We start from the raw sequence: 11899 nt of genomic DNA, 5'->3' as shown, positions 1-11899 counted from the left end.
TAGGAAAATCGCAGCGTCCAATGCGTCAAACCCGCGCGCCGTGCGGGTTCGGATTAAATGAAAAGGCTCCTAGGGGGACGATGTCCGATTCGGTACAATGGGTTAGCGTAAAGGAGGTTCGTTTTGGGTGAACGGGTGGAAAGAGTTTCTCGCCGATCCCACGCCTTGGAGCCCGCGCAGCAAGCGCTGGTTTTATGCCGTCGGTGTTTGGACCTTGCTGTTGGTGGCCTTGGCCTATTGGCTTTTGTTGCTGGGCATCCAGGGCAAGGCGCCAGCCTGGTTGGCCCTCTTGGGGCAATTGGTCTCGGTGGTGCTGATTGTTATAGGCTTCTGGGCTGCCTACCGGGTACGCCGCCGCGATATCCGCGGTAAGGACTCGTGACCAGCAGGGCGTCGAGTGTGGACCGGCAGCTCATCATCGGCGGCAAGAATTTTTTGGCGCGGGTTCAGCGGAGCGACCGCCGACGAACGTTGGGGCTTCAGATGGAGGACGCCTCAACCTTGGTGGTGCGGCTTCCCGCATCCTGGCGGGGCCCTTGGGAACCGGAGATCGAAAAGCTTTCGGGGTGGATTTTAAAACAGTCGGAGCGGCTGGCCCGACAGGAAGAGGAGCTGCCTGCTCTTTACCCTGGCGGGTGGGCTTGGGTGCTGGGCGAGCGGCGGGCCATTGGCCATCACCCCTTGGCGCCCCGAGGCGGGGATCGCGCGGAGATTAAACGCTGGTACCAGCGCGAGGCACGGTCGCATCTGGCCTCACGGCTGGATTGGTGGAGCCGGCAACTCGGCATCGACTACACGGCCATGCGGCTTTCGGACGCGACCGGTCGCTGGGGCTATTGCCGCGCCGATGGCGTCATTGGTCTCAATTGGCGGCTCTTTCAAGCACCAGTCTTCGTCATTGATTATGTGGTGGTGCATGAACTGATGCATCGGCGCTATCCGCACCATCAGGCCGCCTTCTGGCGAGCGGTGCGGGGCGCCTATGCGGAATGCGATGCCGCCAAGGCTTGGCTGAAGGCGCACGGTCGATCGCTGATTTGGTAAGCTTTGCATGTTTATTCGGGGGCGGGACATGCTATCCCCGGAGGTGTTGTCAATGGTCGGAATGGGATTGAAAGCGGCGGCGTTGCTGTTAGGGATGACCTCGATGCACGCCCTAAACGTTCATCAAGGACCGGTCAAGGTTCTCCGGGTGGGGCACAACCGCGTGGAGTTGCCAGTCCGCTCGCCTTACGCTCACCCCGCGAAGCTGGAGCAGATTGAGGCGGCGGCGCTCAAAGCCACCGGCGGCGGGCAAATCCAGGCGGTGACACCCAGCGTCTGGGTGGGGAAGCCGGTGTGGATGTGTACGGTGGCCGAGGGGCGCAATGTCTGGCACGTCATGGTGGATCAAACCTCCCTGAAGGCAGTCTCCAAGATTCGCGTGCCCGAGTAGCTATCCCGGGCTCCGGCGTTCTTCCGCCGGAGCCTTCTGATTGGCGGCATGCGCTGTCCCACAAAGCGCATATGCTATACTAAAACCACTATGCGATGCGCCCAGGACGCCGCTTCGGAGGGGAGGTTGGCGTGTGATCCCCAAAGGCTTTCAGCGCGGTGTCCGCTGGCTTGGGACTCATAAGTGGATTTGGGCTTTGGCGTTGGCCTTGCTGCTGGTAGGGCTCGTCTGGTGGGGCTGGCACGTGGTGTCCGCGACCATCGGGATTCGCCAGGCCTTTGCTTTGGTCTCCTCGACGTTAAGAGATTTTGCCGCCGCCATGGGGCCTTGGGGACCCTTGCTGATTATTCTCGCCTTAGCGGCACACAGCGTGTTCATAATCTTTCCTATGGAGATCCCCACGTTGGCCGCCTTCGGCTTATATGGTCCCGTCGGCGGACTCATCGTGGTCTGGGTCGGCTCCATGGTCACAGCCAGCATTTCCTATATGTTGGGACGCGTGATTGGGCCGCCCGTGTTGAAACGGTGGGCCGAGCAGCCGCGTGTGCAGGCCATTACGCGCGCGGTTGGCGACTTAAACCCATTGGCTTTGATTTTGTTGCGGTGGATTTCGTTTATACCCTATGATGTGCTCAACATGATTTTTGGCGCCTGCCAAGTTCCCGTATTTCGTTTCGCCTGGACAACCGCTGTCGGCGTATTGGTGACCAATATTGTCACCGCGCTGTTGTACCGCACCGCCCTTCACGCCCATTGGGGCGAGTTGCTGCTGATGGTGGCACTGGTGTTTGTGCTGGGATGGGGCCTCTATTGGTGGTCCAACCGAACCCATCTCCGTTCTCTCAACACCCGCGACGATATGGACCTCTAGCTCAGCAAGCGGCTTTTAAGGAGCTTTTGGAAGCGTTCTTGGTCCAGATGGAGAGCCACCTCAACGCTCGACGGGGCGACATTCGGGCGTGCATCCACCACCGTCATGCCGTCCGTCCATTGACCGCGCGTTTCGATTGTCACGGGGTAGCGCTGGGTGCCGACCAAATCGGGAAACTCTGCCACCGCCACAGCCAGCGGATCATGCACCGGACACCAGCCCAGATTGCCGGGATTATCTTTTTGATAAGCCCCAATGTAAAACGCGGTGGCCTCCTTAAGCACATGGGGCAGCGGCCCGGTGGCCTGCCACCGATCGAGGTCGTCCTGGGTCAGTCGCGCCGTCATGGTCACATCCAACCCCACCATGGTGATCGGCACGCCGCTTTGAAATACCACTTGGGCCGCTTCCGGGTCGCCCCAGATATTCGCTTCCGCGACCGGGGTGAGATTCCCGGGAACGAAGGCGGCCCCACCCATCAGCACAACCCGAGGAATGAGTGGAACTAAGCTGGGATCGGCCAACAGAGCACGGGCCAGGTTGGTCAGGCGCGCCACCGCAACAATGGTAATCTCGCCGGGATGGGCCTTGACCAGCGTGCGCATGATGTCGGCCGCGTGGCCGGCCTGGGCCTTACGGAGCGGGGAGGGCAAGCACACGTCGCCAAGACCGTTGACGCCATGAAAGGCCGGAACCGGACCGCCCCACGGCCGAAGCAACGGAGCGTCAGCCCCTCGGTACACGGGCACCGATGCATTGAGCCACTCGGCGACCAAGAGCGTGTTGCGGGTGGTGGTGTCGAGATCGGCGTTGCCAAAGACGGTTGTTAGCGCCAGGGTGTCCAATCCGGGAGCCGTGAGTGCGTAGTAGATGCCCCAGGCGTCATCGATGCCGGTATCCACATCAAGGATGATCTTTTTCTTTGCCAAAGGGGCACCTCCCCCCTCAGTCTATCGGGGTTATGATGCGTTGACAAATGGGGCCGTTAGCTGAGAATAGGCTGAAATTCCCAAATCCCGCGGGGGGGCCGTTTTTCCAAAGCCCGCAGATGATACAATAAACAGGAATATTTATGGTGAAAATCTCTTATGCGTGAGAGTAGGCGAAACTTTTTCCACGGCTCTGACGTTTAACGGGTAGGGAATGCACGAAAGTTGGCGGACTCATGCTGCAACGAGGACTCCTTATCGTGACAACGTGGCTGCTTTTGGGATCGGGCTGGTGGCTGGCGCATCTGCCGACCTTTCGGCCGGCTCCAGCGCGGCTCGAAGCCCATGTCCGGATCCGCCCCCGTCTAAATGTCAATTTCCCAACCCGCGTGCATTCGACCCCGGAAGCGTCCACGATTGGAGCCCACGTATTGCGGTCCCTGCTGGAGGGCCAGACGGTGTCTGGCGTCATGGTAAGGGACAGCGATTCCGCGGTCATTCTTCGAAACTTCTATGGTCCGCGACGCTGGTCGGTGTACCCGTTGTCCCCCGAGGCCGTCACTTATAAAGGCGGATGGCGGTTTATGGACCATCACGAATATACCAACGCGCCGGTGAATTTGGTAATTCAAAATCACGCGGTGGTCGGGGTGTTAGGATATCATGACGCCTATGGGCGTGTGTTGCGGAGCCGCCCGGGATGGGTTGCCATTCAGACCGTCAACCTCAAAAAACATCCGAATCCAGCCTGTGCGCCCCGCGTCGGAAAACCGATTTTGGCGCACATCGTGCCCAGGACGGTTTGGAACTCGAAACGGGGACATCTTCCCAAAGGCAGTTTGGTCCAGTACACCATCTACGGAGCGCCCGGCTTTCCCGTCATTTTAGGCGGCATTGAGGATTACGGGCCGGCGGCTTGTGCCGTGCATGTCTAGTGGTTGACGGGGACATCCGGATAGTGGATGTGCCAGAGATAAAAGGTGGTTTTGCCTGACCAGCCAAAATCCCAGGGAACATGGTAGCGATCATTTGTATGGGCATCGGTGATGGGGACGCCGCCCGGATTATATCCCACAATCACCGCCGAGTGCTTGATCCGTCCGTGCTCCTGGTAGCTGATGAGGTCGCCCGGCACGAGAGATTCAATGGCGCCTTCAGGGTATTGGGGGGTGGTACGAGTGACCTCGCCATAGGATCCTTCGGCCACCAGCGTGGCCTTGCCACTATCCCGCAGGAAGTCGACTAAACCACCGGCGTTGGTCCAGCCCCCGCTACCCTCGTCGGAAGAATGGTCGTAATTCCATGACCAAGAAGGCCGAATGCCTCCGGCCCGAAGCACTTGGGAGATGAAGTTGGTGCAATCGCCACCGTCGCCATTGTAGTTGCGGTAATCGGAATTGTAGCGGTGCTGGTTTCCGCAGCCGGGCGCCTGACCACAGTAAAGATCGGCATAAGTGACGGCCGCGAGGCGGTGGGTTCCCCATGGCTTTTTAGGCGGTTGGCCTCCATAGGGGGTGTTGACTCCAAGGCCTGCCGTGTCCTCCGGCAGCACGGGATTGGTAAAGTCATCGCGGCTCAATTTCCACCGGCCGTCTTCACGAATGATAGCTAGATAGTGTCGTGAGGCGATGCCAAACACTAGGACCTCTCGCGGGTGACTTTTGAGGCGGTAGGTGTAGCGCTCGCGTTCCACGGCGTAAAAGCTCACCTGATCGTGTCCATGAAAGGCCACGGCGGGAGTGATGGTCTCGACCTTAACCCCCTCCCACTTAACTTGGCGCAACCGCGCCCAAGTGGCCAGGTAGCGGCTTCGCGTCTCAGCTATCTGAAGCGCCTCCTGTGCCTCGGAGGAGGCGGCATAGAGCGGCCCCAGGGCCTGGGGCCGCCCGGATATTATGGCCGTCTGTTGAGACTGGACCAACTGGTTTAAGATCTGTTTGGCCTGCGCCTCCTCGGGGGTCAAAGGAACCACGGTGCTCCGCGAGGGGGTGAGTATGCCCATTGATAAACAGGCGATGAGAGTCGCAATGAATGCGCGCATGGCTATAGTATGGGTTGAGAGGATATTGATATGCGGGAGGACGTCATGTGATTCGTTGGAGACCGGGGCAACCTCGGGAGGTGCGATGGAGCCGTTGGGAAAGCCCAGTGGGGACCCTATGGTTGGCGTGGTGGGATGATGTCCTGGTGGCGGGGGAGTTTGGCGAGAGGCCATCCCAGTCCTTCCGCGATGGACGGTCTCCAGAACAAATGCCGCGTTGGATGGAGCGTCTGTGTGAGGACGCCTTCGGGGGCCGGGCGATTACGTTCTCGTTATTCGCGGGAGAACTCACCCCCCTGGAACAAGCCCTGTTGTCAACGGCGACAGAAATCCCGTTTGGTTCCACTGCCAGCTATGGCACGGTGGCGCACTGGGCCGGCTTTCCGGGACGAGCGCGCGCTGCGGGGCGCGCCATGAGCCACTCCCCATTAGCCTATTTCATCCCCACCCATCGGGTCATTCGGGCTGACGGCAGCGCCGCCGCCTGCCAGCGAGATCCTTTGAACGACAGACTAAGAGCTTTTGAGGGCATTGTCCTTTTTCGGCGTTCTGGTGGTATAATGCGGCCAATACGATGATGGAGAGCGTGGCTGATGCGCTCGGAACAGCGAGCCTTGAGGGGTGAAAGTGAGGCCCGAGGCGGCACCGGCCACAGGCACTCCGGAGTGCAGTCCCGAATCGAGTACGGCTGCCGGTATGCACCGTTATCTGCAATCCACAAGGCAGCGCGTGTCCTCCACGCGTGCTGTGAAGTGCGGTGGCACCACGGGCAAAGGCCCCGTCCGCACAAGGCCTTCCTTGGAGGACGAAAAGCATGTCACAAGCCAATTCAGAATTTCCCCGCGTTGTTGAGGAGGTTGCCTCGTTCGTCGGCCATGTTGTCACCACCGCCGGGTGGATTCATCGTGTGCGCGAGTTGGGGGGCCTTACCTTTATCGTCTTGCGGGACGGTACCGGCCTCTTGCAGATTGTTCACGCCCCCGCCGACGGTCCCATTCCCGCTTTGCAGCCGGAAATGGCGGTCAAAGTCACCGGTCGCGTGGTTGACGAACCCCGAGCGCCGGGCGGCATTGAATTGCGAGGAGCCATTTTTACGGTGCTCGGGAGGCCAGATGGGTTGCTGTCCCTGTCCCTGGGGGCTCCCGCCCTTGAGGCTGGCCTCGACAGTCGTCTCACCCATGCGGCTTTGGCTCTCCGCCATCCCGCGGCGCAGCACGTCTTTCGTGTCCAGGCACGGCTCGCGGAGGCGTTTCGTCAGGGGCTCTCCCGCGAGCACTTCATCGAAGTGCACACGCCAAAGATTATTGGCACGGCGTCGGAAAGCGGGGCCAACGTGTTCCACTTGCCCTACTTCGGCCGCTCGGCTTACTTGGCCCAAAGCCCCCAGTTCTATAAGCAGATGATGGTGGGGGTTTTTGGACGGGTCTTTGAGGTGGGACCGGTCTTTCGAGCGGAGCCCCATGACACCGGGCGCCACTTGAGCCAGTACACCTCGTTGGATGCGGAAATGGGATTTATCGACGGTCCCGAAGACGTCATGGCGGTTCTGACCCGGGTCATGGGAGCCATGCTGGAAGCGGCCCAGGAAGCGGCAGGGCAAGAATCTCCCTTGGCCACCATGCCCGGGACCATACCCGTGGTGCATTTTGAAGAGGCCCTAGCCTTGCTGTCAGACGCCCTCGGCGAAGATCTGACGGCTGAGCCGGATTTAGCGCCAGCCCATGAACGTTGGCTCGGGGAGTGGGCGCGATCCCAATATGGCTCCGACTTTCTCTTTGTGGTGGGATACCCCATGGCCAAACGGCCGTTTTATACGATGCCGGACCTCCAACGTCCTGGCTTCAGCCGAAGCTTCGACCTGCTGTTCCGGGGCCAAGAGATTGTGACCGGCGGCCAGCGGCTTCACCGCTTTCAAGACTATGAGAAGGCTATGATGCAGCGGGGTCTTTCCATGACTGGCTTGGAAGGCTATTTGTCAGCCTTTCAGTATGGCATGCCACCCCACGGGGGCTTTGCCATCGGGCTTGAGCGGCTGACAGCGAAGTTGTTGGGTCTCGCAAACATTCGGGAAGCGACCTTATTTCCTCGCGACACTAAGCGTTTGGAACCGTAGGGGGGAGGGACCGTCCCACGGTCCCTCCTTTACTCGAACAGTTTTCGGTATTCCCCGTAGCCTTCCTTTTCGAGGTCCTCGACCGGGACGAAGCGTAAAGCGGCCGAATTGATGCAATATCGTAGGCCGCCGGTGTCCCGGGGTCCATCCGGGAACACGTGACCGAGATGCGAATCAGCGCCCGAGCTGCGGACTTCGATGCGGTGCATGCCGTGACTCAAGTCGGTCTTCTCGACAATTTGCCCGATGGGCTTGGTGAAGCTGGGCCAGCCGCAACCGGCGTCATATTGATCGCGCGATGAGAAAAGCGGTTCGCCGGAAACCACATCGACGTATAGGCCGGGCCGCGTGTTGTTCCAATACTCGTTACGAAACGGCGGTTCGGTTCCGTTCAGCTGGGTGACCTGATATTGCATCGGCGTCAGCTTCTGCAGGCGCTCCTGCTTGTTGTCCATGTTTCGCCTCCTCGCCTCTTTTGGTTATCATATCCCATTCGCAGCCGTGCTCGGCGGGGTTTTGCGCTATCATGTAACAGATATCCAGAGGAGGTTCTCGGAATGGGTAAAACAGCGCTTTTGATTATGGATGTGCAGAACGGGATTGTCGAGCGTTATGCCGAGGCGAGCGGCCTCAAGACGGTGCAAACGGCCTTGGAGGCGGCGCGGGCGCAGGATGTAGCCGTGATTTTCGTGCGGGTGGCATTTCGCCCAGGTTATCCGGATGTCAGCGCCCGAAATCTTTCGTTTTCGGCCATTAAAGAGCGGGGCGGCATGGAGGAGACAAGCCCGCCGACGCAGATTTGGGATGGGGTCAAGCCCCGGGACAATGAGCCGGTTATCGTCAAGCGGCGGGTCAGCGCATTCGCCGGCTCCGGACTTGAACTGGTGCTCCGTTCGCTGGAGGTGGACCACCTGGTGCTGACGGGAATTGCGACCAGCGGGGTGGTGCTGTCCACCCTACGTCAGGCCGCGGATTTGGACTATCGTTTGACCGTGTTGAAAGACGCCTGCTTCGATCATGACCCGGAAGTGCATCGGGTGTTGACCGACAAGGTTTTTCCGCGCCAGGCCCAGGTAACCACCGTGGCGGAATGGGCGGGTTCGTTAGGACAAGCGATGCGATTACGGAAGGCAAACGTGGAGGAGCATGACCTCCTCACGGATTTGGCCATGCGCTCGAAGGCTTATTGGGGATATGACGCGAACTTTCTCGCCGCCTGCCGCCGGGATCTCACCATAACGGAAGCGATGATCCGAGAAGGAGCGTGCTTTGTGGCGGAGGGTGATGACGGAGCTGTCGTGGGCTTTAGTCTTGTCCTCCTCTCCACACCTACGGCCGTGCTGGATCATCTCTTCATTGATCCGAAGGCTATAGGAACCGGACTCGGACGCCAGTTGTTTTGCCGTGCCCTTGAGGCGGCTCGGGCGGCGGGGGCGTCCGCAATGCGCTGGGATGCGGACCCGCATGCGGAAGACTTCTATTGCCACATGGGGGCGGAGGTGGTGGGCTCGGTCGAGTCCACCAGCATCTCCGGGCGATATCTCCCGCAAATGGAGATAAGGTTCTAATACCATGGGGGTGTGGGGGCGGGGGCGCGAACAATGTCGGCGGGATAGGGGAACGGGAGCCTCCGCGAGGCATCTGGAGCATGCCCTGAAAACCGCGCTACCTCGCCGTCCCGTGCCTTCAACTTCCCGCCTGTCACTGTCGCACGATGAGATACGCGACCTGATTGCCGTCGGGATACGTCCAACGAAACTCTTTGCCGCCAAACACGCCGGCCAGACCTTTAAGCGCCATCTGAAGGCCGGTTTCTTCATAGACTTCCCGCGAATCGCTTGAGCTGGGCTTTCTCCCAGTTCACTGGTACCCGCCGGCATCGACCACAGCTGATCGTCGGCACTTTGCACGAACCGACTATGGTTGTCTTGGTTCGGAATGACGCGGCCACGCTAGGGCTACAAATGTGCCTGGTGCCGATCCTTTTCACGGAGCTCGCGGTAATAGGGGGAGATGGGCACCGAAGAGCCTCCGTCTTTTTTCCTTACTAGATATCAACAGGCAGTATCCCCCGGGAAATGCCAGGGGTTGTTGGCGTTCAGCCAGCGCACCTCCTGCCTGCTTGTGGTGTGGGAACTCGGGGCAGGAAGCGCCAGAACTGATATGATGATCAGCAGTATTACATGGGAATCAATGGGAGAAGGAGGCATCAATGGCAACCATCCGCGATCTCTCGGAGGCGGACATCCTTTTATACCGGGACTTGCAGCAGGACTTGGATCAAGAAACCCCGTTTATGCTGTTTGAGCCAGGCGAGGCTCCGGCCGATGCTGCCTTTTGGGAAGCACGGCTTAAGCCGTTTTTAACGGAACCGCGTCATCACTTTTGGGTGGCCGAAGACCAAGGGCAGCTGGTGGGCTTTCTCCGTTTGGTTGGCAATCGCCCGCGCCGGCTTCAGCATACCGCGCTGGTCGTGATGGGGATCCGCCAGAGCTATTGGGGCCAGGGCTTGGGCACCCGCCTCATGGAAACCGCTATCGATTGGGCGAAAGAACAGGGACTCTCGCGGTTGGAACTCACGGTGGTGGCCGACAATTGGCGGGCGCTGGCTCTCTATCTTAAGATGGGATTTCAGGTTGAAGGGTTTCGACGCCGGTCGCTTCGCATGGCGGACGGCACCTATCGCGAGGAGTACAGCATGGCCAAGCTCCTCGGGAAGGGTGTGTCCTCTTAAAACACGGCAACGAAACTTAGGAGCGGATTTCGCACCATCGACTGGGTCTCGCGTTCAAGCAGCATCATCCTGTGGGCACGCTGAGCCCAGACCATCGGGGTAACGGTAGGTCTTTTGAACCGCTTGAAGTCGTTTTGGATTGGATGGACGGATTTCCGGGCTCCTGGTTAGTCACCGGGGGCTGGTCGATAGACTTGGCATTAGGTCATGTGACGAGAGACCACCAGGACATTGATGTGGTGGTGTTTCGGCATCCCCTATCGTCTGTCCTTCAGCATTTTCACGATTGGAATCGCCAAGTCGTGATTTTTGGTGAGGGCGGCCATCGTGCCCGCCTCAGCCCAAAACTGGACGTGGTTTTTGCGCGGCTGTCCGGGCCATCGCCTTCGGTGGACATGGCCGTCGCCTGGCGAATGGACAACGACGACATCTTGATTCAGCAGTTCGTCACCCTGGTGAACGATGTCACGGTCAGTCCTAGTTCCTAATTCCGGCGTATCCTCTATTTTGCTGGCGGCCCCATCGATAAAATGAAGGGTCTCTCATAGCGCCTCCGGTCACGGTGAGACGACAAGGCCCCCGTTTCCGGGGGCGGTCGTCATACGATCGGGTGATGCAATCGACAATCGTAACGTTGGCCTAGGAACGGCCGGCCCTTGAGAGAACAGCAAAGGGTCGGAGGCGGGGATGGCGAATTAAACAGTAATCGAGCGGTCCAACACGCCTCGGATGGTTTCTACCAGTTGGACCATCCTAAACGGTTTGTGCAGGGTCGCTTGATAACTTTCCTTGGGTGGGAATATGTCGGCATTATAGACCGCACCCGTCATCAGGATTGCCGGGATCATGGCCCATTCAGGTTCGTCCCGGACACACTTTAAGAATTCGGCCCCATTCATTTCCTGCATGATAAGGTCGACGACCATCACATCAGGCCGCCGCTTTTCACGGCGCAGCACCTCCAGCGCTTCGCGAGCGGATGCCGCAACGCAAGTCTCGAATCCTACCTCCTGCAGAAAACTGGCCGTCACGAAGCGGATGGTGGGTTCATCGTCAAGAAGCAGGACGCGCACCATGTTGTTGCCCCCTTTCTCGGGGCAACACGACGTGGAACGTCGTTCCCCGTCCTTCTTGGCTCTCGGCCCAAATCCGGCCGCCGTGACGCTCAATAATCTGCCGGCACAGGTACAGGCCAAGCCCCATTCCCCCCTGAGTGGCGGGGAGGTTCGAACCGCGAAAGAATCCGTCGAACACCCGGGGAAGATCGTGCGACGGTATGCCCAGCCCCTCGTCTGCCACGCGAAGATGGAGACCCTCAGTATGAGGGGCCAACTCGATCCGGATGGTAGAACCGGACGGCGAATACTTCACGGCATTGTCCACCAGGTTGCGAATGACCGCCTCTAGCCGTAGCGGATCACCCTGCAATATCGGTTCCCAGGCGCTATAATGTACTTCAAATCTGCGGTCGGGGTGTGCTTCCCGGGTTAGAGTCCAATTATGTGGTGTAAATAGGGAGGGCCCTGCCCCGATGGCGTAGCCGAGGGGCAGGGGCGGGCCGCCGGCCCGCTTTGATTCCAGATTTTGTCTGGACAAGAAACCATCCCATTCGGTTTCCTAGAGATTGGCGAAAATCAATAAGTCCCGCGGTTAAATGTCAAGATCCATTTTTCTCACGGGACAGCCGGGAAAAGCCAGACTGAACTAAACCGTCCAGAAAGGAGGTGGTAGTAAATGGCAAATCGGTTGTCGGTCCCCTTAGTGCGGCATCAGCTT

At 59.3% G+C, this 11899-nt stretch carries 15 protein-coding genes; 10 read left to right on the top strand and 5 right to left on the bottom strand.

Features of this window, described 5'->3' with window-relative positions; all coding sequences use genetic code 11:
* Window positions 1-127: 127 nt before the first annotated feature.
* The 4 genes from HIJ39_RS18500 (at window position 128) to HIJ39_RS24320 (ending at window position 2306) form a co-directional block, all read left to right on the top strand.
* Window positions 128-382: a hypothetical protein gene (locus HIJ39_RS18500; RefSeq protein ID WP_169102347.1), complete on the top strand. Its 255-nt coding sequence runs from the start codon at window positions 128-130 to the stop codon at window positions 380-382.
* A gap of 17 nt (window positions 383-399) precedes the next feature.
* Window positions 400-1044, top strand: a complete 645-nt coding sequence (locus tag HIJ39_RS18495; protein ID WP_207711785.1) for a YgjP-like metallopeptidase domain-containing protein — start codon at window positions 400-402, stop codon at window positions 1042-1044.
* Window positions 1045-1096: 52 nt separating this feature from the next.
* A complete protein-coding gene (locus tag HIJ39_RS18490) occupies window positions 1097-1435 on the top strand; it encodes a PepSY domain-containing protein (protein ID WP_169102345.1) in 339 nt (112 codons plus the stop codon).
* A 133-nt stretch (window positions 1436-1568) separates the two neighbouring features.
* Window positions 1569-2306: a VTT domain-containing protein gene (locus HIJ39_RS24320; RefSeq protein WP_169102343.1), complete on the top strand. Its 738-nt coding sequence runs from the start codon at window positions 1569-1571 to the stop codon at window positions 2304-2306.
* On the opposite strand, the gene HIJ39_RS18480 is transcribed toward HIJ39_RS24320, so the two are convergent.
* Window positions 2303-3235 (bottom strand): nucleoside hydrolase, encoded by a 933-nt coding sequence (locus HIJ39_RS18480; RefSeq protein WP_207711783.1) that lies wholly within the window; start codon window positions 3233-3235, stop codon window positions 2303-2305. The genes HIJ39_RS24320 and HIJ39_RS18480 overlap by 4 nt on opposite strands.
* A 260-nt stretch (window positions 3236-3495) precedes the next feature.
* Here HIJ39_RS18480 and HIJ39_RS18475 point away from each other — a divergent pair, with 260 nt between their 5' ends.
* Window positions 3496-4170 carry a hypothetical protein gene (locus HIJ39_RS18475; protein WP_169102341.1) on the top strand — a complete coding sequence of 225 codons (675 nt, stop codon included), beginning with the start codon at window positions 3496-3498 and terminating at the stop codon, window positions 4168-4170.
* Here HIJ39_RS18475 and HIJ39_RS18470 read toward each other — a convergent pair.
* Window positions 4167-5207: an amidase domain-containing protein gene (locus HIJ39_RS18470; RefSeq protein WP_169102339.1), complete on the bottom strand. Its 1041-nt coding sequence runs from the start codon at window positions 5205-5207 to the stop codon at window positions 4167-4169. The genes HIJ39_RS18475 and HIJ39_RS18470 overlap by 4 nt on opposite strands.
* 116 nt (window positions 5208-5323) lie before the next feature.
* Here HIJ39_RS18470 and HIJ39_RS18465 point away from each other — a divergent pair, with 116 nt between their 5' ends.
* Window positions 5324-5854, top strand: a complete 531-nt coding sequence (locus tag HIJ39_RS18465) for a methylated-DNA--[protein]-cysteine S-methyltransferase (RefSeq protein WP_169102337.1) — start codon at window positions 5324-5326, stop codon at window positions 5852-5854.
* A gap of 236 nt (window positions 5855-6090) precedes the next feature.
* The gene (gene aspS, locus HIJ39_RS18460) at window positions 6091-7389 is read left to right on the top strand and encodes an aspartate--tRNA(Asn) ligase (protein WP_169102335.1); all 1299 of its coding nucleotides are present in this window, start codon (window positions 6091-6093) and stop codon (window positions 7387-7389) included.
* Between the two features lie 29 nt (window positions 7390-7418).
* Here the strand turns inward: aspS and msrB are convergent, their stop codons facing one another.
* Entirely contained in the window at window positions 7419-7844 is a 426-nt protein-coding gene (gene msrB / locus HIJ39_RS18455; protein WP_169102333.1) for a peptide-methionine (R)-S-oxide reductase MsrB, read from the bottom strand.
* A gap of 102 nt (window positions 7845-7946) precedes the next feature.
* Between msrB and HIJ39_RS23780 the strand changes: the two genes are divergently transcribed.
* From HIJ39_RS23780 to HIJ39_RS18435, 3 genes are all read left to right on the top strand, one after another.
* Entirely contained in the window at window positions 7947-8957 is a 1011-nt protein-coding gene (locus tag HIJ39_RS23780) for an isochorismatase family protein (protein ID WP_207711782.1), read from the top strand.
* 644 nt (window positions 8958-9601) lie between these two features.
* Window positions 9602-10123, top strand: coding sequence for a GNAT family N-acetyltransferase (locus HIJ39_RS18440; RefSeq protein ID WP_169102331.1), 522 nt, complete (start codon window positions 9602-9604; stop codon window positions 10121-10123).
* 71 nt (window positions 10124-10194) lie between these two features.
* Window positions 10195-10611, top strand: coding sequence for a nucleotidyltransferase domain-containing protein (locus HIJ39_RS18435; protein WP_420824580.1), 417 nt, complete (start codon window positions 10195-10197; stop codon window positions 10609-10611).
* Between the two features lie 207 nt (window positions 10612-10818).
* Here HIJ39_RS18435 and HIJ39_RS18430 read toward each other — a convergent pair whose 3' ends face one another.
* On the bottom strand, window positions 10819-11199 hold the full coding sequence (locus HIJ39_RS18430) for a response regulator (RefSeq protein ID WP_169102327.1): 381 nt from the start codon (window positions 11197-11199) through the stop codon (window positions 10819-10821).
* A complete protein-coding gene (locus HIJ39_RS18425; protein ID WP_169102325.1) occupies window positions 11177-11719 on the bottom strand; it encodes a sensor histidine kinase in 543 nt (180 codons plus the stop codon). The genes HIJ39_RS18430 and HIJ39_RS18425 overlap by 23 nt, the downstream gene beginning before the upstream one ends.
* Window positions 11720-11899 lie beyond the last annotated feature (180 nt).

Source organism: Sulfobacillus harzensis, from assembly GCF_012933365.1.
Classification (GTDB): Bacteria; Bacillota; Sulfobacillia; order Sulfobacillales; family Sulfobacillaceae; genus Sulfobacillus_B; species Sulfobacillus_B harzensis.
This window is presented reverse-complemented; position numbering and strand designations above follow the sequence as displayed.